This is a genomic window from Nonomuraea jiangxiensis (assembly GCF_900099965.1).
GTDB lineage: Bacteria > Actinomycetota > Actinomycetes > Streptosporangiales > Streptosporangiaceae > Nonomuraea > Nonomuraea jiangxiensis.
In genome coordinates, this window is sequence record NZ_FNDJ01000010.1 from 153,467 (window position 1) to 179,011 (window position 25,545).

The 25,545-nt window shown below is 68.2% G+C and carries 18 protein-coding genes and 2 pseudogenes; 15 read left to right on the forward strand and 5 right to left on the reverse strand.

Annotation, left to right across the window (positions count from 1 at the left end):
* Window positions 1-47 precede the first annotated feature (47 nt).
* The 5 genes and pseudogenes from BLS95_RS22585 to BLS95_RS22605 form a co-directional block, all read left to right on the forward strand.
* Window positions 48-1,775, forward strand: coding sequence for a PD-(D/E)XK nuclease family protein (locus BLS95_RS22585; protein ID WP_090934416.1), 1,728 nt, complete (start codon window positions 48-50; stop codon window positions 1,773-1,775).
* The gene (locus BLS95_RS22590; protein ID WP_090934419.1) at window positions 1,772-2,698 is read left to right on the forward strand and encodes a pPIWI_RE_Y domain-containing protein; all 927 of its coding nucleotides are present in this window, start codon (window positions 1,772-1,774) and stop codon (window positions 2,696-2,698) included. Before BLS95_RS22585 ends, BLS95_RS22590 begins: the two co-directional genes overlap by 4 nt.
* A gap of 9 nt (window positions 2,699-2,707) precedes the next feature.
* On the forward strand, window positions 2,708-6,433 hold the full coding sequence (locus tag BLS95_RS22595) for a pPIWI_RE_Z domain-containing protein (RefSeq protein WP_090934422.1): 3,726 nt from the start codon (window positions 2,708-2,710) through the stop codon (window positions 6,431-6,433).
* The gene (locus tag BLS95_RS22600) at window positions 6,430-9,156 is read left to right on the forward strand and encodes a pPIWI_RE module domain-containing protein (RefSeq protein WP_176993334.1); all 2,727 of its coding nucleotides are present in this window, start codon (window positions 6,430-6,432) and stop codon (window positions 9,154-9,156) included. The genes BLS95_RS22595 and BLS95_RS22600 overlap by 4 nt, the downstream gene beginning before the upstream one ends.
* Before the next feature lie 234 nt (window positions 9,157-9,390).
* A pseudogene (locus BLS95_RS22605) lies at window positions 9,391-9,753 on the forward strand (transposase); the annotation flags it as partial.
* Between the two features lie 98 nt (window positions 9,754-9,851).
* Here the strand turns inward: BLS95_RS22605 and BLS95_RS55810 are convergent.
* Together BLS95_RS55810 and BLS95_RS58035 are read right to left on the reverse strand one after the other, a co-directional pair.
* Complete coding sequence (locus tag BLS95_RS55810) at window positions 9,852-10,007, reverse strand: hypothetical protein (RefSeq protein WP_176993335.1); 156 nt, start codon at window positions 10,005-10,007, stop codon at window positions 9,852-9,854.
* A 134-nt stretch (window positions 10,008-10,141) separates the two neighbouring features.
* A complete protein-coding gene (locus tag BLS95_RS58035; protein ID WP_225966405.1) occupies window positions 10,142-10,396 on the reverse strand; it encodes a MerR family transcriptional regulator in 255 nt (84 codons plus the stop codon).
* 932 nt (window positions 10,397-11,328) lie between these two features.
* Between BLS95_RS58035 and BLS95_RS22615 the strand changes: the two genes are divergently transcribed.
* From BLS95_RS22615 to BLS95_RS22640, 6 genes are all read left to right on the forward strand, one after another.
* A complete protein-coding gene (locus BLS95_RS22615) occupies window positions 11,329-11,763 on the forward strand; it encodes an Hsp20/alpha crystallin family protein (RefSeq protein ID WP_090934432.1) in 435 nt (144 codons plus the stop codon).
* A gap of 65 nt (window positions 11,764-11,828) precedes the next feature.
* Window positions 11,829-12,137, forward strand: coding sequence for a MerR family transcriptional regulator (locus tag BLS95_RS22620; RefSeq protein ID WP_090935000.1), 309 nt, complete (start codon window positions 11,829-11,831; stop codon window positions 12,135-12,137).
* On the forward strand, window positions 12,134-12,616 hold the full coding sequence (locus tag BLS95_RS22625; protein ID WP_090934435.1) for a YflT domain-containing protein: 483 nt from the start codon (window positions 12,134-12,136) through the stop codon (window positions 12,614-12,616). The genes BLS95_RS22620 and BLS95_RS22625 overlap by 4 nt, the downstream gene beginning before the upstream one ends.
* 182 nt (window positions 12,617-12,798) lie before the next feature.
* On the forward strand, window positions 12,799-13,023 hold the full coding sequence (locus BLS95_RS54350; protein ID WP_143043839.1) for a hypothetical protein: 225 nt from the start codon (window positions 12,799-12,801) through the stop codon (window positions 13,021-13,023).
* 389 nt (window positions 13,024-13,412) lie between these two features.
* On the forward strand, window positions 13,413-13,691 hold the full coding sequence (locus BLS95_RS22635) for a hypothetical protein (RefSeq protein ID WP_090934441.1): 279 nt from the start codon (window positions 13,413-13,415) through the stop codon (window positions 13,689-13,691).
* A 132-nt stretch (window positions 13,692-13,823) separates the two neighbouring features.
* Window positions 13,824-14,438: a dihydrofolate reductase family protein gene (locus tag BLS95_RS22640; RefSeq protein WP_090934444.1), complete on the forward strand. Its 615-nt coding sequence runs from the start codon at window positions 13,824-13,826 to the stop codon at window positions 14,436-14,438.
* A 170-nt stretch (window positions 14,439-14,608) separates the two neighbouring features.
* Here the strand turns inward: BLS95_RS22640 and BLS95_RS55815 are convergent, their stop codons facing one another.
* Window positions 14,609-15,139 (reverse strand): endonuclease/exonuclease/phosphatase family protein, encoded by a 531-nt coding sequence (locus BLS95_RS55815; protein ID WP_090934448.1) that lies wholly within the window; start codon window positions 15,137-15,139, stop codon window positions 14,609-14,611.
* Between the two features lie 129 nt (window positions 15,140-15,268).
* On the opposite strand from BLS95_RS55815, the pseudogene BLS95_RS22650 reads away from it, so the two are divergent.
* A pseudogene (locus tag BLS95_RS22650) lies at window positions 15,269-15,546 on the forward strand (phosphoketolase); the annotation flags it as partial.
* Window positions 15,547-15,979: 433 nt separating this feature from the next.
* Here the strand turns inward: BLS95_RS22650 and BLS95_RS56960 are convergent.
* A complete protein-coding gene (locus BLS95_RS56960; protein WP_090934454.1) occupies window positions 15,980-18,586 on the reverse strand; it encodes a ThuA domain-containing protein in 2,607 nt (868 codons plus the stop codon).
* 9 nt (window positions 18,587-18,595) lie between these two features.
* Window positions 18,596-21,376 carry a carbohydrate-binding protein gene (locus tag BLS95_RS56965; protein WP_218135931.1) on the reverse strand — a complete coding sequence of 927 codons (2,781 nt, stop codon included), beginning with the start codon at window positions 21,374-21,376 and terminating at the stop codon, window positions 18,596-18,598.
* Between the two features lie 278 nt (window positions 21,377-21,654).
* On the opposite strand from BLS95_RS56965, the gene BLS95_RS22670 reads away from it, so the two are divergent.
* From BLS95_RS22670 to BLS95_RS22680, 3 genes are read left to right on the forward strand one after another with little or no spacing between them, the layout of a single operon-like run.
* Entirely contained in the window at window positions 21,655-22,506 is an 852-nt protein-coding gene (locus tag BLS95_RS22670; protein ID WP_090934460.1) for an NAD-dependent epimerase/dehydratase family protein, read from the forward strand.
* An 8-nt stretch (window positions 22,507-22,514) separates the two neighbouring features.
* Entirely contained in the window at window positions 22,515-23,765 is a 1,251-nt protein-coding gene (locus BLS95_RS22675) for an enolase C-terminal domain-like protein (RefSeq protein WP_090934463.1), read from the forward strand.
* A 48-nt stretch (window positions 23,766-23,813) separates the two neighbouring features.
* The gene (locus tag BLS95_RS22680) at window positions 23,814-25,475 is read left to right on the forward strand and encodes a substrate-binding domain-containing protein (protein ID WP_090934466.1); all 1,662 of its coding nucleotides are present in this window, start codon (window positions 23,814-23,816) and stop codon (window positions 25,473-25,475) included.
* The last annotated feature ends 70 nt before the right edge of the window (window positions 25,476-25,545 follow it).

Genomic DNA, 25,545 nt, shown 5'->3' on the forward strand with positions numbered 1-25,545 from the left:
CTTATGTGCAGCGAAAGCTATGCTAACCTGACGTCCCCGGAGGTCAAATGAGCCCGTCGAACCACGAGCGCGACAACGCCGTCATCCGTATTTACAGCAGCTCGGCCACAACTTCTCCGAAGAGTTGTCCGACCTACCTGGCCGCCAAAACTGACTACTCCGTGAAACGGTCGGAAAGAAAAAAGTCTTCACGTTTCGCCAGCATGGCTTTCTCGCCCTTCAGTGCCGTCCTCGAACTCGTCGAAAACTACCAGGTCCCGCTGGATGAAGCCTTCTCGCATCTTCCCCTCCGCGGCGACGCGGCGCGTGACATCGCTGGCGAGCTGATTGCCCCGCTACACGAGGGGCTGCTGGCGTGGACACATGACGCGGTGCGCAACTACCTTCGCGCGCTCGAAGAGGACCGGCACCTCCAGGCCGCGGTCGGTCTCCGGCCAGCCGGGCCCTGGGTGCGGCAGTATCCATCCAGCGACGCCGTCGTCAACTCCCGTACCCGTGAGCTCTGCGCGTGGGGACGCGGCTACATCTATCGCCACGGAAACGACACCGTCCGCGAGCTCCGCATCCCGGCCATGGGCAAGGCGGGCGCCAAGCGACGAGCCGACGCGGAGCTGGCCACCGCCGCCCACGTGCTGGCGACGGGATCGTGTGTCGACCGGGATGTCGTGGACAGGAAACGGGGCCCATACCGCGGCGGCAAGCCGTTCCCGCTCCTTCCGTTTACCGCTTCGTCCCCTGCCGCCGCGCTCCCGAGCCGGGTCCGCCTCGTGGAGATCGGATGCGTGGACGGGCTACCGCAGGTGCTCTACGACGATACGACCGAAGCCGCCGAATCCTTCTTCATTTCGAAGGCCGCCGACACTCTGAGCGCGCTCCACCGTCCGGTCACGGAGATTGCGGGACGAGACTGCCTTGACTGCAAAATCCGGTCGGAGTGCCGTCGGCTCCACAGCGCTCCCGGGTTCTTGGACATCCGAGACTCGTCCCACCCGAGACGGATCTGGTCGGCGACGACCGGGAGATACTTCGACGACTGTCCCGCCAAGGCGCATTTCCGCGCGCTAAGCCTCCCACCCGACGAGGAGTCCGAGAAGACCGCGTTCGTACGCCGGGGTGATGCCGTCCACGCGTGGCTGAAGCGGCTGCACAGCAGGAAACCCAGAAGGCCATGCGCTCCAGACGACCTCCCGGAGAGCCCTGACTCCTGGTCGGCGGGCGAGTGGACTTTGGAAGGCGAGCACGCGCGGCATGGAGCGGCGATGCTCGCGGCCCACTTGGAGGTGTGCCCCTTCCTGGACACGGCGCCCGACAGCATCGCCTACCCCGAGCAGACAGTAGCCGCCGACGACCGGCATGCGGACGTCCTCATCGTGGCGGACGCCGATCTACTCTATCGGCGCGACGGTTCGTGGGTGTACCGCGAGCTGAAGACCACGGCAGGCGATTTCGTGGCCGACGGCGCCGACCTGCTGACCCGGTACCAGCAGCTCGCGCTCGCCGTGCTTCTGTTCAAGGCCGGGGCGATTCCCGCGGGCCCACGCTCCGCCGTCGAGCTGGAGCTGCTCACCCCTGTCGGACCCGACATCCGGGTGATTGACCCAAACTCGACGTCGGTTCAGGAACGGGCCAGAGATACGATCCACGGCCTCACCCGGCGCTGGCACGCGGACGAGGAATATCTCCCGACGCCCAGCGAGAAGGCCTGCGGCCGTTGCTCCTACCAGCGATGGTGCCCGGTCTCGCCGAGGAACACACCGGACCGGAGCGCTCCATGACGGACGATCCATTCCCCTCGTCCGCGCCCACCGCCTTCGACCACGCCACAGGCGAGGCGTACGACGAGGCTGAGTCCCGGCGCATCATCGGCATGGTGGCCGCGACGGTGGCGCAGCTGGCGGACTGGCCGAAGGAGGAGGCTTTCAGCGTTCCTTACCCGCCGCTGGCCCAGCGCGTGCTCGACCGCATCGCCCTCATCGGCGTCCTGAGACACCCCGGTGGATTTCACCTGACCCCCTACCGCGAGCACCTGAGCTGCCCCCGGACCCTCGCCGATCTCATGGCCCTCTGCTGGAGCAGCCCCATCGACGCGTGGCCGTTTCTCAGTCTTCCCGACGGCGAAGACCTGACCGGGCTGCTCGTCGAGCTCGATCCGATCCGGCCGTCGAAGCTCTGCCTCAGGCTCGCCCTGAAGTTTGCCCACCCGGACGCCCACGACAGAAGCCTGGAACGGCTCGCCCTGCTGGAGGCGCGTTCACTCTACGAAGAGTCCGGCTACCCCGGCGGCTTCCCGGAGTTGCGCGAATGGTTGATCGCCCATCCCGTCTTGTCCAGCCAGGAGATCGCCTTCCTGAAGCTGGAGCGAATCGGCGGCGTCCAGGTGACCGACGAACTGATCAACATCCTCTACCTCCGTGTTCACGAGCGATACTTCAGCCTCACAGACGAGATAGCCGTCTGTGGCCACTGCGGCCTGGTCCTGGTGCCCGTCAGAGGCGGCTCCGGAGAAGGCTGGCAGTGCGAGACCACGCAGTGCCGCAGTCGGCGCAACGTACTGGTCGGCGCCGTGCGCCATGTTGCCGAGAACCTCCACCACGCTGCCCGGCCGATCCGCGAGTTTGTTATCGCAGGCCCCCGGCTCCGCGCCTCGGAAGACTCCAGCCGCCAAGCCCCAAGCCCACTCAGGGACGTCGAATGCTGAAAGACTCGCATGCGTAACCTTCGCGACCACCTCCGTGAGGCGTTGTCGGTCATCCCTGCTGCGGAAGCCTCCGAATACGACGATCTACGCAAGAGGCTCGACTACACCGTCGAGCTCGGGCTCCATGTCATCGAGCTGGTCAGCCCGCAGCTCGCTCCCATCGACGGATGGGCCTTGTTCGGCGGGTATCCCTTCTCCCGCGCTCGAGGCCTTGTCGCGAGCCGCCCGGACGACAGGCTTCGCCGTATCCTGCGCGCGGCCCGGTACCACCTGGAGTCCATGCACCGGCGGGAGGTCTGGCGTTCCGCCCTGCTGAGGTACCGGCACCTGCCGGAGCGGCACCGCATGTACGACTTCGCAGAAAGCCTGGCCTGGCCAGCGGTTCAGAGACAACCCTCGCTCGCAGCGCATCGCCTGGAGCTGTACGACGCCCTTCTGAGCTCTGCGCCGCCCTTCACCACGAGCCGAATCACCATTGCGGATCCGGGTCCGCATCTCTTCCACGGGCGCACCATCGGTGCTCAGCACATCACCATCCCCGAAGACTTGCCGCCGCAGGTGGACTCCCGTCTTCCTATGGAGGCCCAGCACCTCCGGGAGCCCTTCAACCAACCCGTGGAATCGCTCCGGCAGACCGCCAAGAAGATGGCGAAGCTCGACCAGCCGAATCAGGGCCAGTCCAAGGCACTCACCGACTGGGAATCACGGTATCTCGGCATGGAGCTCTCCACGCTGGACGAGGAGAGCGGGCGCTTTGCCAAAGCCGATCGGCTGGTCGTCGACGGTCTGCTCAACCTCATCGGGATTCCAGGAGTGGGCAAGAGCACACTGCGCGACATCCTCGCCACGCACGCAGTGGCTGAACTGGGACAGCGCGTCGTCCTCGTCGTCGGCGACGTCGCCGAGGCGCTCCGTGTGGCACAGGTCTTCAACAAGTTGCGTGAGGCGGCCGACCGAAAGATCGAGGAAGGCGACAAGACGTACGCCGGATGGGACAGGCTGCACGCGATTCCCCTCATCGGAGCATCCACCCGTGACCAGCACACCAGACGGCTGCACCGGCGGCTCCGGCAGGTCTCTCCGCTGCCCCTCCTGCATCAGGATGCCGCGTTCGCCTACCTGAGCACCGCCTGCCCGCTCAGCGCGCTGCGGGGTGCGGAGGCGGACGGGCCTCTGCCGTACCTTGAGGCTCCATGCCAGTCACTGATCCCACTGGACCAACCCCCCCAAGGGGGCGAGTCCGCGGCCGACCTCGCGGAGGAGAAGCGGAAGCCCCGGCGGGGATGTCCGATCTGGAGCCACTGTCCGAGGCATGATGCCGCACGAGGGCTCCGTGAGGCGACCATCTGGGTCGCCACTCCGGAGGCGCTCACGGTCTCGTCGGTGCCCGTTCAGCAGAACCCTGAACGCATCCGCTACCTGGAGCTGGCCTGTAGGACCGCAGACCTACTGATCGTCGATGAAGCCGACCAGGTCCAGATCAGGTTGGATCACCTGTTCGCCCCGACCGCGACGTTGTACAAGCGGGGCGACGACTCCTGGCTGGACGAGATCAACCGGCACAATGTCGCCGAGTTGGCACGCGAGGGGCGCATCCAGCTCTCAAACGAGATGGTCCAGCAATGGACCGCCGCGCTGGACACCGTATCGACCGCGGCCAATCGCATCTACGCCATGATCGTGAGTGATGACGAACTTCGCGAGTGGCTGGGGTCGGATCTCTTCACCGTCTGGTCGCTCCAGCTCGAGCTCGTCGGCCAGTGGCCCGCGACCCGGCTGCCCGACCGGGTTCCGTCAGCAGCCGAGTGGGTGAACCCCAAGCACGAAACGAGGCAGGAGGCGAGCGCGAAGCTGCTGGCCTACCTGAGCCAGGACCCTGGCGTCGCTCAGGAGTCCCGCGACAAGCGGCGCGAAGCGATCCTGAAGATACTCGACGGCTTCCGAGACGATCCGGTTGGCGACAATGACGAGACCGAGCTCTCCGACGACGCGCCGGCCAGGGAGACACTCCAGCTCGCGGAGCTCGCCCGACGCCTGGTCACCAGCAGGCCGGGCAGCCCGAGGGTAGCCGAGGAGCTCAATGGCCTTCTTGCCCAGCTCGCGGGCTTGCGTGACCCTGAGGAGCTTTCCGGCAACGATCTGAACGCCGAGGTGAGGGAAAACGTCAAAGAGGAGCTCCGTCGGGAACGTCGCAGGTTCGAGTTCACGCTGCTTGTGGCAATCCTGCATGACCGGCTGAACCTACTGACGACGCTCTGGCCCAGAGTGGAGATCGCGCTCAATCTCGATCCCTCCGCCAACGCGCTCTACCACAGCTCCCCGACCGACTACGCTCCGGTGATCCCCGAGTCCCCCATGGGCAACATCCTGGCGTTCCAGTTCGTCCCCGACGCCAGGGACGTATATACCAAGACGGGCGAGCTGAGGTTCATCCGGTGCACAGGGGTGGGCCGCGAGCTTCTGTCCGTCCTTCCCACCCTGCACACCGTGGACGGCAGCCATGGACCCAACGTGGTGCTGATGTCCGGGACGAGCTGGGCAGGCGCATCCACCCGCTATCACCTGGCCGAGCCGGTGAAGGCGGTGCTGCATGCCAAGGCACGCGTAGAGGAGCCGAAGAAGCCCTCCAACCCGGAGATCGCCATGTTCACGTCCTTCGTCTATGACGCCGTCGAGGGTGCCTCATCACGCGACCCCATGAGACCGCTGCAGCTCTCCGGCACGTCGTCCGATCGGAACGACGTGTTATGGAAGATGCTTCGCGGCCTCGCCGATCCGGATCCGGCGGACCAAGGTGGGCGTTCCAGGTTCACGCAAGAACTCGGAAACCTACCGCCCGGCCGTCAGCACCTGCTCATACTCACCGGCAGCTATAAGGACGCCAAAGAAGCGGGCCGGGCTCTCCAGAGCTTCAGAGAGTGGAGGGACAGGATCTGCGTCCTCATCTCAGATGACGAAGAGGCCGCCGACGTCCCGCGCCACGACCAGGACAGGAGCCGAGACGCTCCCACGCTCCGTCGCGGCGACCTCGCCACCTTCGGCGCGACCAAGTACACCATCCTCGTCGCACCGCTCCAGTCGGTCGAACGAGGACACAACATTCTCAACGATCAGGAGAAGGCGCTCTTCGGATCGGTCTACTTCCTGGCCCGTCCCCTTCCCACGCCTAGCGACGTCAGCGTACTCATCCACGCGCTCAACGACCTGACCGTCCGCCGTACCCGTCCCGGCGGTACCTTCGACGAGCTCGTCCAGAGCGCCATGTCGCTGGACGCCGCCGGCCTGGAATGGCGGAAGCAGGCGCGCAGGGAACTGCACTGGCTGGCCAACCGGCATCTGATGTGGAAGCGACTGAGCGACAGCGACCGCGAGTACCTCACGTGGGATCTGCTCGTGGTGATGTGGCAGGTGATCGGCCGGTTGACCCGGGGTGGCGTGGGTGCTCGCGTGCATTTCGTGGACGCGGCCTTCGCTCCCCAGCGCGCCGCCGGACTTCGCGGGGATAGCCCGCGCTCCAGTCTGCTGGTCAGCATGCGCGACGTCCTGGCCCCGTACTTCGGGGACGCGCCGGATTGGCAGCGCCGTCCCGCTCCTCCACACCGGCTCCCAGCGACCGAGGCGAACATCTATCTCGCGGGTGCCCTCTACCGGCCGCTCTACGACGGCCTGAAAGAGCTTCTGCTGGGGTCTCCCGAGGCCGCCCCCCTCCATGGCGACGAGAGGAGATGGCGATGAAGTACGAATCGATCACCCTGACCGCCTACCAGCCCTCAGAGAACTCACTGGTCAAGCCCTTCCAGGTTCTGCATGTCCCGAAAGAGCTACGGGCGGCGTTCGAGAAGGCCCATCGGTCCGGGCTCGGCGACACCCCTGCCGACAAGGTGAAGACCTTTCCTATCAGGTCACTCAATGCGCTCCTTCCCCTGGCCGCACCGGATGTGATCTCGGTGGGCCGGCGGGTCTCCATGGAGGACGACGTCCCTTGGCTCTACGCGCATCACCCCGTGGACGACCGGATCGTCCGAGGGCTGCTGGGAGTCTGGCTCCTCGGCATGCGCGGCGACGAGGACCTCCGTAAGCACGCCTACAGCCTGCTCAGGAGGACCGCCCTGCCATGGCGGACCAAGTTCGTCGATCTGGCCGGGCACGTCTTGAGCGACGGGGAGACCGCCCAGCCCGAGCCACCCTTGTACCACCTGCTTCCCGACTACTTGGCCCGCCTCATCCAGCGGCATGGCGAGTTCAGGGGAGCGAACGGACGTTCCTGGTCGTTTCTCGAGACCCCGATCACCGACCGGCGAGCGCAACTCGTTTCATGGCCCCCGCGTGGCGATCTGTCGGAAACGCCAGGGGCGCTGTTCTCCTACGTCATTACCATCACGGTGCAGACCGTGCCGTTCACCTCGCAGTTCCGGCTGCACGTGCGGACGGGCGTCCGGCGCTGGGTGACCGAAGTGAACGCCCAGGGCACCGTCTACACAGCAGGCCGGTCGGCGTCCGTGCACGTGATCACTGACACGCAGTGGCCCGGAGTATCGGGAGACAGCACCCGGATCGCGATCCACCAGCTTCGCTACGACTCCAGGAGAGCCGAGCACACGTGGCGGGCCATCGACAGGCCGGACCTGCTCCCAGCAGCCAGCCTGGTGCGCTCCGCGGTGGACGCGGCGGATCTGGGGAGGAACCCCAGAAAATACCTTGAGGGACTCGCGGGCATCAGGGCTGGAATTCCCCACCACACGACCATGGGAACCCACGGAGTGGGCGCCGGGCTCATGTCCGCGGACAGAGTACCGCTCATGGCGTGGATCGACGAGGCAATCTCCCCCGAGTTCACCCGTACCCCCGTTTGCCATCGCGCTCTTTGGCCCGCCAAGCCGTCCAACGCGCCGACGAAGCTCCTGGCACCCAGAAAGGTAAACGAGGCCGATCGCGTGCGGATCCTGGAGCACAAGAAGGTAGAGCAGGCGGCCAAGGAGGCCGTCGAACGACGCCGACTGCTCCGGGAGGCACTCGATGGCGCACCGCTGGTCGCCCGCGTCCATTGGCAGGAGGAAGGGACCCGCGACGCCCTGGTCTCGTCCCTGAGCGGATTGCTCGGCCTGCCCGCGCCGGACAGCGCGAAAGAAACCCTCACATGGCGAACGCCAGAGCTCGACGTGATCCTGCAAGTACGGCCCACCGGGGACATCGGCGCCGCGCTGGAGGTCAGCGCTACCAAGACACCCAGCAGCGAACAGTTGGGCGAGGCCATCGCCAAGCGGCGGAGCGAGATCGCGGACGCCATGAACGACGAAGCCGGACCCAGGCCGCTGGTCGCGCTGGTAGAGATCGAGAAAGATTTCAAGATCAAGCGTTCCGACTCGAAGTTCGCCGCCCGGCTGGGCTACGCCGATGCCGGAGTGATCACGCAGTTCCTCCAAACCGCCGTAGACAAGGCTCTGATAAAGAACCGTCCCCACCGCGCGAAGATGGCGTGGATCGACGCGTTCCGACAGCTCGGAGCCTCACGCGTCCCGCGGCACACCTTCGTGGACACATTCCCAGGGGACCTGCAGTACGTCGCGGTATGGATGGCGAAACGCAGGAAGGACGGCCCCACCCGCCAGGCCATCCGGCAACTGCTCGCCATCAGAGTGCGTCCGGCCGACGGCGTACGTGGAGTGTCGGGCTGGATCGAGGACGAACGCCGCTGGGCGCCCTACCCCGAGTATCTGCTGTGGCTGGCCAAAGGCGTCGACTCCCACGCCTCCGCAGACGAGATCGCGGCGGACGACGAAGCTGCTGAGGACGGCACCCAGAGCTCCTTCTCCCAGTGGGACAAAGAGCAGAAGAACTTGCAGAGGAGAACGGCGGCCTTTCTCCGGCCGCTGCTGGCGCAGCTACGCGATCGGCCGACGCTCTTCATGGTGCATGCGCAGAATCTCCGTGGGGGCTGGCCGTGGCTGAACAACGGCATGGTCATGCGGGACCACATCTGGGTCGACGACGGTGACCCCGTGCCCGTCGCCCTTTGGGGCAACCGGCTGCGCCTCCTGCGGGTGAGGGACAGCAGCCGCGACGAGACCCCTCAGTGGTACGCCACGGACGGCAACCACGGCATCCCGGCCGGCCTCTGGCCCCTCACCGAGGCGCATGGCGAACGGGTCTTCTACAGCTCCACGGATAGACCCAGCACCGCGAAGAAGGCGTCCATCAAGGCACGGAAGGAGGGTGTGCGGATTGACCGGACGGGCAAGGAAGTCCGGGACACCGACAAGAACGCCTTCAACCCCAATCTGCTGGAGATCGCGGTCCTCGCCTGCCAACGCGGAGAAGAGCCCGGCGAGTGGGCCGCCTGCGTCCACCAGTTGCGCCACGCACCCGACATCGACGCGCCCCTGGCCCTTCCCTTCCCTCTTCACCTAGCGAAGAAGGCCGTGGAGTATGTGCTTCCCAACACCAAGGACGATGCCTGACCGCAGCTCAGACCGAGAAGGAGATCCGGATGGACGTTTGCTGTCGGCGTCGCGGTGCCCGTGGGGCTTCGTGTGACGACGGTGGGGGGCGAGCCTGGGTTCGTCGTCGAGCCTCACGTCCCGTCTTCGGCCGTGGATCCAGATACCAGCTCCCGCGGAGATGAAGGAACGGCAAAATGAGAACGGTCAAGGGACGGCGCCCACCCTGTCGTTGCTCGTTGGATGCTCTTCAGCATGTGGTACGGCGCACCACTGGCTGGAGCACGGGTGGCCAAGCCGAAGCCGTGGGAGGTCAGCGACGAGCTTTGGGCGATGATCGAGCCGCTTCTACCTCAGCGTCAGCGGAGGTTCCGACATCCGGGACGTAAGCGGCTGGATGACCGGCTGGCGTTGCAGGGCATCATGTTCGTGTTGCACACCGGGAGCGCGGGGGAGTACCTGCCCCAAGAGCTGGGCTACGGCTCGGGCATGACGTGCTGGCGGCGGCTGGCCGAGTGGAACGCCTCCGGCGTCTGGCAGCGTTTGCACGAGGTCCTGCTCGATCGTCTGCGCGCGGCGGACGCGCTCGACCTCTCCCAGGCGGCGGTGGACTCCTCGCAGGCCGATCATCATGCCGCATGGCTTCCCTGCGGCGGCTGAAGATCCCGGATATTGCGCAGAACACTACAACCGGGCCAAGACCTGGGCGGATGGAATTATCGGCAGACGCGCTGCCAGGAATCTTTGACCTGATGGTGCAGCAGGTCGGCGAATTGGTAGTCGAGTTCGCCGGCCGCGCGCGCCACGATGTAGTCCTCGTGCACGGCGATGGAGACGGTGAAGCGCTCGGGGGAGCCGTGGTCCTCGGTCACGGGACGTCCTTCTCGGAGAAGGGTGGTCAGCTTCAACGGCCGACGCCGCGCGGGCCTCGCTGTCGTGGGGGTGTCCGGCGTTTCGGGCGCGGCCGGTCCTGATGCCCCCGGGTGTGGCCGGGGGCCGGAAGCGGTCAGTGGCGCTGGCGGAGTTCTTCGTTGATGCGCAGCGCCTCGGCGAGCTGGTCTTCCAAGATGATGATGCGGCAGGCCGCTTCCAGCTGGGTGCCGGCGTCTACGAGTTCGCGGGCGCGCGCGGCCAGGCGCAGCTGGTAGCGGGAGAAGCGACGGTGCCCGCCCTCGCTGCGTAGCGGCTCGATCAGCTTGGCGGCGCCGAGGCTGCGCAGGAACGCCGGGGTGACGCCGAGGATCTCGGCAGCCCGGCCCATGCTGTAGGCGGGATAGTCCTCGTCATCGAGCCGCTGCCCGAGACTGCCGGCCGCTTCGACCGCCTGGACCGGGTGATCGGCTGGGTGAGCGCCGGTGGGGCGGGGCTGGTCCTGCCTGGAGGCGGCGACCGTTGCCTGAGGTGTTTGATCCATTCAACCTTCCTGAACGCGGACAGGGGCCCCGGCGTCATGATGCGCCGGGGCCCAGAGGTTTAACACCATCGACCGGCCCTGCCTGCGTGCTGCAGGGGCGGTTCACTTATGCCGCACCAGCCGCCCGATGCGGGGGTGCGGGGATCGCGTAAGCGTGACCGTAGACCACCGTCCTCTTCGTGGAGCTGCGGTACCCGTGCGGCGACATGCGGCCGGCGACGGGCGATCCTGATGGCGTTCAACACTCCCTTCCAGTTATCCGTACCTCGGCGCCCCGATTGCTGGCGCCGACTTCCTGCAAGCGGCAGCGCGTCCACCGCCCCGGCCCTCTTGCTCAACCACACTGGCCGCGGCAGTCCGACCTTCTGCCCTCTACTTCGTTCTGTACTGCTGTGTTCTGTACTGCTGTCCACGTCCGTCCGGGCAGCCCCATCGTGGTGCTCGTGCTGCGCTGCCCTCGTGGATCCGTCCCTTTTGATAGCAGGAACTCTAGCTGCCCACAGCGCGAATGTCTACCGTGGCGACTGCAGATTTTCTTTCGCATTTGAGGCAAGGACCCGCCGCCATGCCACGTGATCGATGCGAAAGCGGGCAGAGCCGGGGGTGAGGTGATGGCGATGGGCCAGCATGACCAGGACCACGACGGGCACGGCTCCTGGGTGCCCGGTTCATCCGAGGTACCTCAACGTCCTTCGGTAGCTTGCATCCAGTAATAGATGTAGATAACATGCAAATCAAATTGGAGGTTCTTCTCGGAGAGCTCGCGAAGGGAGCTGGACATGCTGCTCACGTCCCTCGACCCGTTCATCCAGGAGTTCGAGCGCCAGTTCGGCCAGCAGACGCGCCGGACCTTCGGCACCGGCACGGGCGCCCTCATGCCGATGGACGGCCTGCGCCGCGACGACGACGTGCTGCTGACGTTCGACCTGCCCGGCATCGACCCCGAGTCCATCGAGGTCACCGTCGACCGCGGAGTGCTGAGCGTCAGCGCTCGCCGTGAGGAGGAGATCCCCGAGGGCGAGCGGGTCTTCGTCCGCGAACGCCCCATGGGCACCTTCACCCGCCGCGTCTACCTGTCGGAGTACCTCGACAGCGACAAGATCGACGCTGGGTACGCCAACGGCGTGCTGAAGGTTCGTATCCCTGTGCTGGAGCGGGCCAAGCCCCGCAAGGTCGAGATCCAGCAGGGCGACGTCAAAGCCATCCGGGCCTGATACGCACGTCCATGGCAAGGGCGGGTGCCGACGGGCCCGCCCTTGCCATTCGAGAGGAGGTCCGGATGGTCGGCATGCCGTTCGACGATGAGCACGCCCCGCTGTACTCCCTGGGTCAGGTCGCGGAGATGCTGCAGGTGCAGCAGGCCTTCCTACGCCGGCTCGACCAGCACGACGTGGTCAGCCCGCACCGCTCCCCCGGCGGGCAGCGCCGCTACTCCCGCCACGACATCGGGCTGCTGCAGCACGTCACCACGATGACCGGCCAGGGAATGACGCTCAACGCCATCCGCCGCATCCTCGAGCTGGAGCAGGAAGTCCGCGAACTGCGTGCGGCCCTGAAGGCCCACCAAGGAAGGAGGCACTTACCATGATCGAGACCGCTCCGGCAATCGCATCTGCGGCCGCGGGCGGCGACCGGCCGATGGTCGGCTCCTACGACACCCGCGAACAGGCCCGTGAGGCGGTCGCCTTCCTGGCCGACAACGGTATTCCGGCGCACCGAGTCGGCATCGTCGGGGAGAACCTGCGCCTGATGGAGGACGTCCTGGGCCGGATGACCACTCCCCGTGCGGCGGGCATGGGCGCTGCGCTCGGCGCCTGGTTTGGCCTGCCTTCCAGCCTGATGGTCCTACTGGTCGCGGGCCCATGGGCGGCGCTGCTGGCGGGGATGGCCTTCGGCGCGCTGCTCGGCGCCGCCTTCGGCGTGACCGCGTACTGGACCGCGCGCGGCCGAGGCGACCTGGTGACCAACCAGTCGCTGGTAGCCGCCCGCTACGCTGTCGTGGCCGACGTGGCCATCGCCGACGACGCGCGCAACCTCTTGATCAAGCACGGCTGGCGCACCGGCTGAGCCGGCAGGCGCCTCCCTGCCGATGTCCGTGCCCCATCGGGCCCGGCGAGACATCGTACGCGGGAACAGCCCCGGAGGGGGTCAGCCCGTCCGGGGCTGTTCCCGCCGGGGTGCCGAATCTCCCACACCGTGAAGGCCGCGATCCTGTAGCCCAGGCGGGCCGACTCGCCTTGGATCCGCCGATGCCCCAGGTCGGATTCTCCCGCGCCATCCGCACGATCAGTGCCTTGACCGGCCGGCGGGTGCCGGGCCGTCCCGGGCGCCGCCTGTCAGTGAAGGTCCACTCACGTGCTACGAGGTTGTTGTGCCAGCGCAAGATCGTCGCCGGGGTGACCGGGAACACCTCCGGCCACCGACGGCGGTGGATCAGCCGCTACAACGCCGCGAGCCAGAGCCGGTCGCGGTGATCCCACCGCGACCGGCCACCGAGTTGACGGCGGAGGATCTGGTTCTCGTGACGGAGCACCAGCAGTTCAACATCCTTGGACCAGCCTCTTGTGGTCAGCTTCACGACCCGACGCCCGGCAGGGCGGGCCACACCACGGAGTTCCTGCAGAACGAAGACGCGTCGTCAGAGCTGAGCAGCGCATTGGACGGACTCATCCATGACGCGCCCTCTGGCGGGCCCCGTCAGGTGGCGTTTCACGGCGCTCGGGAAGCCGATTTTGCCCCCTCCTGACCATAAGGCCCCACTCCTCGGCGGTGACGCATTTCTCGACGAGAGGAAGGATTTCCCGCTCCTCCAGGGCCGTGTGCTCGTTGAGCAGCGGGACCATGCGGTCAAGGGCGTGGGCGGTTGTCCACGACGGCCTATGCCAAGGTCGACCAGCATGCGCTGCGGGTCAGGGCGGAGGAGTACCTGGCCATGCGCCGCGCGCTGGGGTTCAAACTCACTACCCAGGGCCGGTACGTGATGAGTTTCGTCCGCTTCTGTGAGGAACGCGGCCGGGTGACGGCGCGCCGGTTCGGCCTACATCAAGGAGCTGATGCCCGACATCTGGATGGCACCATCGAGCCGGGGCAAATGTTCGACGCCACGACCGATGCGATGTCCCGCGACCGGCCGTCGCGGTGAGGCGTGCCGATGCATCACGACGAGCTCGGAATACCGAGTCTGCGTCGGGGTGGATTTGTGGCTGGTCGATGAGTTTGGGATGCTGCGCAGGTCTGCCTGCCGATACCACCTGACTGGAAGGGGATCACCGCGATGGCGAAGGTCATCTCTACGTTGTTCATCTCTGCTGACGGTGTGGCCGAGATCGACCCCGATTGGCACTTCCCGTACTTCGACGAGAACATGGGCCGCGCCGTCGGCGAGGACTATGACACCGCTGACGTGCTGTTGATCGGTCGCGAGACCTTCGACAGCTTCGCCGGAGCGTGGCCCGACCGCGAGGCGGCGGGTGGGGACGACGCACCGTTCGCCAAGCAACTCGGGGACATGCGCAAGGTGGTCGTCTCCCGCCAGCCGCTGGAGTTCTCCTGGCGCAACTGCGAACTGATCACGGGCGATCTCCTCGATGCCGTCACCTCGCTCAAGGCCGATGCCGGCATCAGGGGCATCCTCATCCCCGGTTCGATCTCCGTGGTGCAGCAGTTGCTCGCCGCGGGGCTGGTCGACGAGTTGCGCCTGCTGGTGCACCCGGTGGCGGCGCGTAAGGGCCGCAGGCTGTTCGACGACGGCGACGCGCCGTACCACCTGAGCGTGACGGCGACGGAGACGTTTCCGACGGGCGTGATCCGCGTGATCTACTCGCCGACCGAGGCACCCACCAAAGTCGGCTACGACGAGGTCAAGGCCCAGGTGTCCACCGGGGAATAGGCGCCTTCTCCGGGAGGATCGCCGCAACGGCGCCACATCCGCCGGTCGGCAACGTGATCGTCTGATAGCGCCCCACGTGGATGTGGATCCGTCAGGGCGATCGGTAGCCGCCCTTCGGGCGGAGTATGGACAACTGGTCCGTGCATGGTCATGTCGCTATGGGCGGTCTGTCAGCCTGGCGGTGGTTCGGGCGTCAAGTCGAGATCGACGACAACAGGGGCGTGATCACTGCCCGCGGCGATGCCCTCGTCGTAGAGGTGCTGGATTCGGCGTACCGTCCAGTGGTGGCTGATCCAGACGGAGTCGAAGCGGCGCGCGGTTCCGGGGGATGTCTTTCTGCGCCCAGTGCGGTGGGTGACCGCGAGCGGGCCCTGTGGGCGGGCCATCTGGAGCGCGGAGACATCCTCCGGGCAGCCGCGAAGCCAACGCCGCAGCGCATCGTCGAGGGGGTGCACCTTGCCCGGCCCGAACAGGCGATCGTCCCCCGGCTCCCCATGCAGGTGCCAGTCCCCGGTATGCCAGTGCGTTCGTGTATCGGCGAACTGAAGCGCATCCACCAAAGGGGTGTTGGCGTCCGCCCCGAACAGCAACGGCCCTGACTGAGTGGCCAGCCATGCGGCGAATGCGACGGCCTGGCGCGGTTTCACCAGGCCATAGGTAACCCCCGGCGGGGCGTGGTAGGACCCCACGGTCAATGGCATCCCGTCAAGGGTCGTCTCGGCCAGCAGGGTGCGCTCGGGTTGCGGCCCGTCCGTGAGCAGCCAGGTGGAGCGCGGTGACGAGCCCTTACCGGCGATCCCGACGAGACCATCAGCAACCGGCTCGGGGCGGTGTTCGAGGCGTCCGGCCGGGCGTTCGCCGAGCGCGTGACCGAGGAGATGTCGCGATATCGCGGGATGGCCGGGTGATGGAGGTGCTCTCGGAGCACGCCTGCCACGGCTGGCTTGAGGGGTACACGTTGACCGGCCGGCACGGCTGGTTCGCCACCTACGAGGCGTTCGCCATGGTGTCGTGCAGCATGCGAAGTGGTTGCAGGAGGCGCACGACCTGGCGTGGCGGGCGCCGATGCCGAGTCTGAACATCCTGCTGACCTCGACCCTGGCGACAGGATCACAACGGTTTCAGCCACCAACGGCCCGGCCTGATCCAGAACATGATCATCCACCGCGCGGCGGCCGGCTCTGGTCGAAGGCGTCCAGGAACCAGCCGAGGAAGACATCGGCCTCTCCACCGAAGCCGATGCGGCGCATGGCGAACACGGCATAGGCGGCGTCGCGGATCAGCTCGGGGCGGCCAACGGCGGCGCCGGATCCGGCGCCTCTAGGGGCAGGTGAGATGAAGCCGTCCGCGCAGGGTATCCAGCTCGTATGGCTACGGGCGGCATTCTTGGACGTTGAGGCGCCGACCGTGGACTTTCCGGGCAGTCGCGGGTGCGGTGGCCGGTACCAGCCGGGCGGGCGTCGCGCAGGCGGTCGTTCAGCTCGCACCATGACCGGTCAGGGGCCCGCCGTTGCGGGCGGGCCCCGTTTGTCAGGTCAGGATCAGCCGGAGGGTGTGAACTGGGCGACCCAGTACGCGGTGCGGTCCAGGTAGGCGGTTTGGGCGGAGGTGCCGGTGCGGCCGTAGGCTCCCTCGTAGTTCTGGTAGCCCGTCCGCGGGACCGCGGGCTCGATCACGCTGCCCTCGTGCCACTCGTTGAAGGACGTGATGGACACCCAGGTGGGATTGGTCCGTAGGGCGTTGGACCACTCCCTGTCGTAGGTGGCTCCGTTGTCCCGGGCGAGGGTGGGGGTGGTGTTGCCCGGCACCGCGCGGTCGTCGATGTAGCCGGGGCCCACGGACGGGGCCCACACGAGCCCGCGCTGGCGTGCGTAGTCGGCGGCCTGCTGCCAGCCGGGTGCGGTGGCGCCGGCGATCGCGTCGTAGGTGTACATGCCGTTGAAGTTCGCGATCTTCGTGGTGTCGGTGGTCTGGGCCAGGATGACGTTGCTCTGGTTGACCTGGCTCAGGGGGGACCAGTCGGTGATGCGCAGGCTCTCGAAGACGTAGAAGGCGTTGCGGAAGGCCGGATGCGATCCGTAGGTCTGGTTGATGTAGCGGATGTCGTCCACGGTGGAGGCGGCGGTCCGGCCGGAGTACGGCTCCAGGTGCCAGGCCACCTTGAGCCCTTCCCGCGCCGCCGCGTCCATGACCCCTCTGGCGAGGTTGTCCTCATAGCTGCCGCGGCCCCACCAGCTGAACACCAGCACCCCGGCGCCCGACTGTCTGATCCACTTCATGTGCTGGGGCACCGTGCCGGCGAAGTCCCCGGAGTCGTACGCGCCCAGCGCGGGGTAGAAGTCCGCGCCGATGTCGTTGGGCGGGGTGCGCCCGCCCTGCTGCCAGTGCCGCCAGCCGCCGTTGACCTGCGGCGAGCCGTACCAGGGGTAGTAGAAGATGTGCACCTTGTCCGACAGCGGCGTGCCGCCGCCGGTCGAGCTCTCCAGGGTGAGGGTGTCGATGTCGAAGAGGCTGCCGCTGCCGCCGGTGAAGACCAGGAAGAGTGGTCCGCTGGCGGAGCCGGTCAGTGTGGTGGAGACGTTCTGGAAGGTCTCCCATCCGCCGGTGGACGGTACGGGCACCGAGCCGAGCAGGGTGCCGGTGGCCGAGCCTGAACGCACCTGGATCGTGCCGCCCGGCCCGCCTGAGGAGATGCGGGCGGAGAAGGTCGTGGCGCCTGCCGTGGTGACGTTCGAGTAGCCCGCCCAGTCGCCGTTGTCGATGTAGCCGAGTGTCCGGCCGCCGCTGGCCGGTGTGTGGGTCGCGACCTGGACGCCCGAGCCGGAGGTGTAGGACTCGCCTTCGACGGTGACGGTGCCGGCGGCGGCGCCGCTCAACTCCTTGATCCGGATGTTGCGGAAGGCGGCCTGGTCGGAGGCGCCGTGGTTCTGGATGCCGACGTAGCCTTGGCGCAGCGAGCGCCGCGGGTCGGTGTTGGTGAAGTCGTTGATCTTCGCGCCGTTCAGGAACACTTGCAGGCGCTCGCCCTCCACCAGCAGCTCGTAGGTGTTCCACTCGCCGGGCGGGTTCAGCGCCGCGTCGCGGGCGGCCTGGTCGGCGGCCTTGTAGCCGTAGATCGCTCCGGTCGTGCGGTCCGAGGCGTCGGTGGCATCGATCTGCACCTCGTAGCCGTTGTCCACGGCCGACTGCGGATCGGAGGAGGCCGGGAAGCCGACGAAGACCCCGGAGTTGCTGTCGCCGGTCAGTTTCCAGTCCAGCTTCAGCGAGTAGGAGCCGAATTCCTTGGCGCTGTGCCACAGCAGGCCCATCCCGCCCTGCGAGCTCAGGGTGGCGTCGGTGTTGGCGAAGCTGCCCGGGCCCGCCTGTGACCAGCCGCTGGTGGAGCCGTTGTACAGCGTGGTGTAGCCGGTCTCCGGCCGGCAGTCCGCCCTGGCGACCCCGGCCGCGTACCTGATGCCGCCGAGGAGCTCGTTACGGAAGGCGGGATCGGCGTACGACTCGATGGTGTGGCCGAGGCCGGTGTAGAACGCACGCCCCCGGCCCTGCGGGTGGCACCAGGTGATGGGGTGGTCGCCCATGTCGCCGCCGCTGTAGCTGCTTTCGTCGAGGCTCTGCAGCACGCGTACCGAGAGGCGGGGGTTGGTGCGGTAGTTGTACCACTCGTCGGTCCGCCTCCATGTCGGGCCGAGGTGGCTGGTCGCGGGGTGCGTGCGGTCCTCGTTGCGTACGGTGGCCTGCTGGATGGCGGGGTGGCCCTTGAAGTAGGCGCCGGCCAGCTTCTCGTAGTACGGCCAGTTGTATTCGGTGTCGGCGGCTGCGTGGACGCCCACGTACCCGCCGCCCGAGTCGACGTAGGACTGGAAGGCCGCCTGCTGGGCGTCGTTGAGCACGTCGCCGGTGGTGTTGAGGAAGACGACGGCCTTGTAGCCGGCCAGGTTGGCGCCGGTGAAGGCGCCGCCGTCCTCGGTGGCGGTCACGGTGAAGTTGTTCGCCGCGCCGAGGTCGCGGATGGCCTGGATGCCGGCCGGGATCGAGTCATGGCGGAACCCGGCGGTCTTGGAGAAGACCAGCACCTGGTAGGCCGGGTCCGCGGGAGCGGCGGTCAGGCTCGCCGCCACGAGCACGAGGCTCAGGAGTTTGTGGAGCATCGCCTTCCCCTACCTGGTGATCGTGAGGGTGTCGATGTCGAAGAGGCTGCCGCTGCCGCCGGTGAAGACCAGGAAGAGTGGTCCGCCGGCGGAGCCGGTCAGTGTGGTGGAGACGTTCTGGAAGGTCTCCCATCCGCCGGTGGACGGTACGGATACCGAGCCGAGCAGGGTGCCGGTGGCCGAGCCTGAACGCACCTGGATCGTGCCGCCCGGCCCGCCTGAGGAGATGCGGGCGGAGAAGGTCTTGGCGCCTGCCGTGGTGACGTTCGAGTAGCCCGCCCAGTCGCCGTTGTCGATGTAGCCGAGCGTCCGGCCGCCGCTGGCCGGTGTGTGGGCCGCAGGCTGCACCCCCGAGCCGGAGGTGTAGGACTCGCCCTCGACGGTGGTGCTCGGCGCCGATCCGGTGGTGAAGGTGAAGGCGTCCAGGTCGAGTAGGTTGCCCTGTCCCGACACGCCCTTGAAGACCAGGAACAGCTTCGTCGTGCCGGCGGGGGCGTTGCTCAGCGCGGCGGAGACGTCGGTGAAGGTGTCCCAGCCTCCGGTGTTCGGCACGGTCAGCGTGCCGAGCAGCGTGCCGGTCGATGAGCCGGATCGCACCTCGATCGTGCCGCCGGGGCCGCCGGAGGAGACCCGGGCGGTCACCCTGGAGGCTCCGGCCAGCACGTAGGGCTCGAAGGAGATCCAGTCGCCGTTGTCGGTGAAGCCGACCGTCGCTCCGCCCTCGGCCCCGCCGTGATTGGCGACCTGGATGCCCTGCTGGGCGCCGAAGTGCTCGGCCTGGCGGTGCGCCGGCTGCAGCTTGCGCGGGCTGTGGCTGGTGAGCCCGCCCTTGTCGGTGTACTCGGCGTCGAAGACGCCGTAGAGGTTGGCCGCCGCGTCGTGCTCACCGTCGACCGGGATGGTGATCGATCCCTCGCAGCCGTTCTTGGAGGTGATCTCGTGGGTGTGGCTGTCGTGTCCCACCAGGTACGTCACCTTGACGGCGGCGCAGTCCACCGTGCCGTCCTCGGGGTCGGTGACAGTTACCTTGAAGGCCACGGCCTGACCGTAGGAGAAGAGCTGTCCGTCGATCGGGGTCGTCAGCGTCACGGTGGGCGCGGCGTTGCCGACCGTGATCACCAGGCTGGCCGTCCCGGTCAGGCCCTGCGGGTCACGCACGGTCAGGGTCGGCCGGAAGGTGCCGTTGGAGCTGTAGGTGTGCGTCGGGTTCGCCTGCGTGGAGGTGGCGCCGTCGCCGAAGTTCCACGAGTAGCTGAGCGCGCCGCCCTCGGGGTCCGAGCTGCCGGCCGAGGAGAAGGCCACGGTCAGCGGCGCCTTCCCCGAGGTCTTGTCGGCCGCGGCCCTGGCGACGGGGTTGCGGTTGGCGCCGCCGAGGTACTCGATCCGGTAGAGCGCCTGGTTGCCGCTGTTCGTGCCGTAGTCCAGCACGTACAGGGCGCCGTCGGGGCCGAACTTCGAGTCGATGATCTGCGTGCCGTCCCATGGGAAGTCCTCGATCACGCCGGGGGTGCCGTCGCCCTTGACCTCGATCGCCTTGATCCACTGGCGCCCGAACTCCGTGGCGAAGTAGCGGCCGCTGAGCGACTGCGGGAACTTGACCGACGAGGTCGAGCTCGCGTCGTAGCGGTAGACGTCGCCGCCCATGGGCGACTCGGAGCCGCCGCCGAACTCGGGAGGCGAGCCCGCGTCGCCGTACTTGATCCAGCTCGGCTTGGCGGGCGGCAGCGTGGCGAGCCCGGTGTTGCGGAAGGAGTTGTTCGCCGGTCCGCCCGCGCAGTTGTACTTGGCTCCGGAGGGGCCGCTGGGGAAGGTGTACTCGTTGTAGGTCTCGGCGGTGGTGTTGGTGCCGGTGCAGTACGGCCAGCCGTAGTTGCCCGGGGCGGTGATGCGGTCGAACTCCACCTGCCCGCCCGGGCCCCGGTTGGGGTCGGTGGTGCCCGCGTCCGGCCCGTAGTCGCCCAGATAGATCGTGCCCGTCTGCTTGTCGACCGACATGCGGAAGGGGTTGCGGAAGCCCATGGCGTAGATCTCGGGCCGGGTCCTGGCCGTGCCGGGCGGGAAGAGGTTGCCCGCCGGGATGGTGTAGGTCCCGTCCGGCTGCGGCTTGATGCGCAGCAGCTTGCCGCGCAGGTCGTTGGTGTTGCCCGAGGAGCGCTGCGCGTCGAACTGCGGGTTGCGGTTGGTGCGCTCGTCGATCGGCGAGAATCCGCTGGAGTCGAAGGGGTTGGTGTCGTCACCGGTGGTCAGGTAGAGGTTGCCCGCGGCGTCGAAGTCGATGTCGCCGCCCACGTGGCAGCATTGGCCACGGTCGTTGGGCACCTCGAGTACGACCTTCTCGCTGGCCAGGTCGAGGGTGTTGTCGGCCTTGAGGGTGAAGCGCGACAGGTTCAGGTGGCCCTTCCAGGCCGCGAAGTCGGCCTCGGTGCCGGTCACGGGGGCGTCCCCGGCCGGGGTGCTCAGCTTGGGCGAGTAGTACAGGTAGACGAAGCGGTTCGTGGCGAAGCCGGGATCGAGGGCGATGCCCTGCAGCCCCTCCTCGTCGTGGGTGTAGACATCGAGTTTGCCCGCCACCTTGGTCGCGCCGGAGGCGTCGGTGTGGCGGACCGTGCCGTCTCGGGCGGTGTGCAGCACCGACCTGTCAGGCAGGACCGTGAGCGACATCGGTTCGCCCAGCTCGGCCGGCCCGAAGGCCAACTGCACCTGCTGGTAGTCGCCGGGTGGGATGTCCGTCGCCGCCGCGCTGGTGAGCACCAGCGACGCCGCGACGAGGAGCTTGGACCACGCGGACATGGGGGTTCCTTTCCTGACCGGGGGGACGTCAGGGAGGTTGGAGGCGCCTGCTCCCATTGCGCTTGACGTTTTGTGAAGACTTATCTCGCTGTAATGCGGCTGTCAAGAACCTCAATGTTCAGTGGGTGAACGGTGAGGTGCGACGAAAATCCGCAACTTCTCAACTGACTTGCGTAATTCCGCTTCATGCGAAACTTACAGCCGCTATACCGATCTTGACACGGGCGCGGCTGCCCGGCATGCTGCGGATCACAAATCGATTTGCAAGTGGGGAGTACATGACCGACTTACCGCGGCGAGTGCTGGTGACGGGGGCGGCGGGGAGCGTTGGCCTGGCCACCCTCGATCTCCTCGCGCGCCATCAGGTTGCGGCGACCGGGCTGGACCTGCGCGACCCCGGCGGCCTGCCCGCCGATCGCATGGTGGTGGGCGACGCGGGCGATCCGGAGGTGGTCCGGCGGGCGCTGGACGGCGTGGAGGCCGTGATCCACCTCGCCGCGCTCCCGGCGCCCGTGCTCGGCACGCCGGAGGAGGTGTTCTGCGGCAACACCAGGGCCACGTTCGTGGTGCTGGAGGAGGCCGGCCGGGCGGGAGTGCGGCGCGCCGCCATCGCCAGCAGCATGTCGGCTCTGGGACTGGCCTGGGCGGACAGAGCGCTTCACCCGGCCTACGTGCCCGTCGACGAGCAGATCCCGCTGCAGGTCGAGGACCCGTACGGGCTGTCCAAACAGGCCGACGAGCTCACGGCGGCGATGATGAGCCGCAGGCACGGCATGACCACCGTCGCGCTGCGCTTCCCCCGGCTGGGCGGTCCGGAGGACAAGCTCCAGCACACCGCCGAGGAGTGGGCCGTCGACCGGTCGGCGGGCGCCAAGGAGCTGTGGAGCTACCTGGACGTACGGGACGCCGCCTGGGCCGCCTGGCTGGCGGTCACCCAGCCGATCGAGGGTCACCACGTGCTGGCCGTGGCCGCGCCCAACACGCTGATGTCCGATCCGACCGAGGAGCTGCTGGACGTGTTCCACCCCGACAGCGAGCGGCGGGCGCCGCTGCCCGACCGCACCGTGCCGCTCGACCTGCGCGCCGCTGAGCGGGTGCTCGGCTTCACCGCGAGGCACGTGCTGCCATGACGAGCCCGATGGAAGAGACCCAGGCGCCCTGGCCCGCCCGCGACAGGCTCCGCATCACGCGGGTCCGCCCCATCGTCACCGCGCCCGAGGGGCCGCCGCTGGTCGTGGTGAAGGTCGAGACCAACGAGCCCGGCCTGTACGGCCTGGGATGCGCCACCTTCACCCAGCGCTGTCATGCCGTGGCCGCCGCCGTCGAGCAGCATGTGGCGCCCATGCTCGTGGGCCGCCACCCGGCCGACATCGAGGACATCACCCGGATGATCCACCTGTCGTCGTACTGGCGCGACGGGCCGGTGCTGAACAACGCGCTGTCCGGCGTGGACATGGCGCTGTGGGACATCGCCGGCAAGCGCGCGGGCATGCCGGTGTACGAGCTGCTCGGCGGCAGGGTCCGCGCCGCGGCCGACACCTACCTGCACGCGGGCGGGGCCACCGTCGAGGAGACCCTTGAGCATGCCCGGACGATCCTGGCCGCGGGCTACCGCAACGTCCGGCTCCAGACCGGGGCGCCTGGCCTGGGGCACTACGGCGCTCCCGGCACGCCGGGCGGCTACCCCGGGCAGCCGTACCCGGACGGCTGGGACGTCCAGCGGTACCTGCGTGACACCCCCAAGCTGTTCGAGCGTGCCCGGGAGGAGCTCGGGGAGGAGCCGGGCCTCATGCACGACGTGCACTCCAGGCTCACTCCCAAGCAGGCGATCGGGCTGGCGCGGGCGCTGGAGCCGTACCGGCTGTTCTTCCTGGAGGACCCCATCGCGCCGGAGTTCTACGACCGGCTTCCTGAGGTGCGGCGGGCGGCGCCGATGCCGATCGCGGCGGGCGAGCAGCTCAGCTCCGTCACCGACGCGGCCAGGGTCGTCAAGCTGGGCGGGGTGGACCTGCTCCGCCTGCACATCTCCTCGATCGGCGGCCTCACCCCGGCGCGCAAACTGGTGGCGATGTGCGAGCTGACGGGCGTCGGCACGGCGTGGCACGCGCCCGCGGACGTCTCGCCGGTCGGCGCCGCGGCCAATCTCGCGCTCGACGTGACCACGGCGGCCTTCCAGATCCAGGAGGGCCACGTCTACCCCGACGCGGTCCTGGAGACGTTCCCCGGCACGATCAACCCGAGCCAGGGCTACCTCTACCCTCATGACGCACCCGGCTGGGGCGTCGACCTGGACGAGAAACAGGCGGCCAAGCACCCGCCGGTCACCCACCAGCACGAGCGGTGGGCCGCCCGGGTGCGCAGGCCCGACGGAGGGCTGGAGGCGCCCTGACGTAAAGGTTCAGCAAGTGAAAGGATTAGGTCGATGTAATATCTCGACATGTCGACCCAGCAGCCCCCTGCCAGGCGCGAACGCAAGAAGGCCGAGACCCGGCGCTCCATCGCCGACGCGGCCCTGCGCCTGTTCGCCCTGCGCGGGTTCGACGCGGTGACGGTCAACGAGATCGCCGAGGCGGCGGACGTGTCGGCCAAGACCGTGTTCAACTACTTTCCCGTCAAGGAGCAGCTCTTCTTCGAGCATGAGCCGCTGCTGCCGGGCGACCCGGCCGAGACCGTGCGGCAGCGCACGCCGGGCGGGCGGGGGCCGGTCGCGCTGGACCGGCTCCTGCGTGCCGATCCGGTCGGCGACCTGGCGCTCTTCGGCCGGATCTACCGCGGGAGCGAGACCCTGCGCGCCTACGGTCGCGAGCTGTTCGCGGCGCGCGAGCACGCGCTGGCCGAGGCGCTGGCGGAGGAGACGGACGGCCTCAGGCCGCGGATCCTGGCGGCCTCCGTGCTCGGGCCTCTGCGTCAGGTGTGGGAGTCGATCCTGCTGGAGGCCGCCGAGCGGGTGCCCCCCGGCGAGGCCGTCGCGCGGGGTGTGCGCACCCTGGAGGAGGCGTACGCGGTGCTGGGCGGCGCGTTCGAGAGCTTCCTGCGCCGCCAGGCTCCGGCGCCGCACCACGCTCCGCCGATCCCCGAGGAGCAGCCGCGAGCGCACCGCGGCGAGCGGCCGAGCATCAGACGGGTCGCCGATCTCGCGGGGGTGAGCGCGACGACCGTGTCCCACACGCTCAACGGCCGCCGCCCCGTGGCGGAGGAGACGCGGCGGCGCGTGCTGCGGGCCATCGAGGAGCTCGGTTACCGGCCCAACGTCCTGGCCCGCGGCCTGCGCACCAGCCGCAGCCAGACGATCGGGCTGATCATTCCCGACATCACCAACCCGTTCTACCCCGCGCTGGCCCGCGGCCTGCAGGACGTGCTCGGCCCGGCGGGCTACGACCAGATCATCAGCAACACCGACGGCGTCCGGCGCGTCGAGCAGGCCGCGATCGAGCACATGATCGCCCGTCAGGTCGACGGCCTGGCCTTCGCCGTGTTCCACACCCACGCCGAGGACCTGCTGCCGGCCATCGAGGCCGGCATCCCGGTGGTCCGGCTGGGCGGCAGACTGGTCCAGCGCGGCGTGGACCTGGTGCACAGCGACGACGAGGGCGGCGCGGCCGAGGCCACCCGCTACCTGCTCTCCTGCGGCTACCGCAGGATCGCCTTCGTGTGCGGCCCGGCCGCCGAGGGCCCGGCCGCCGAGCGCGTGGCGGGCTATCGCGGCGCGCTCGCCGACGCCGGCGTGGCACCTGACCGGGCCCTCGTGGCGCACACCCACTTCAGCCGTGCGGGCGGCGCGGAGGGCGTCGCACGGCTGCTGGAGCTCGCCGAGCCGCCCGACGCCGTCCTGTGCGCGAACGACGTCATGGCGATCGGGGCGCTGGACGTGGCAGCGCAGCGGGGCCTGCGGGTTCCCGACGACCTGGCCGTGATGGGCTTCGACGACATCGACGCCGCCGGCATGGTCTCGCCCGGCCTGACCACCATGGCCAACCCGGCACTCGAGATCGGCCAGGCCACGGCGGTACGGCTGCTCGAACGGCTGCGCGGCGCCGTCGACGAGCCGTCCACCGAGCTGGTCGTCCCGGCGCGCCTCGTACGCCGTCAATCCGCCTGAGGCCTGAGGGGGCCGCAAGGTGAACCCTTGACACCGCATCCGTTACGTGTAGATTTCGGGATCATCTTAA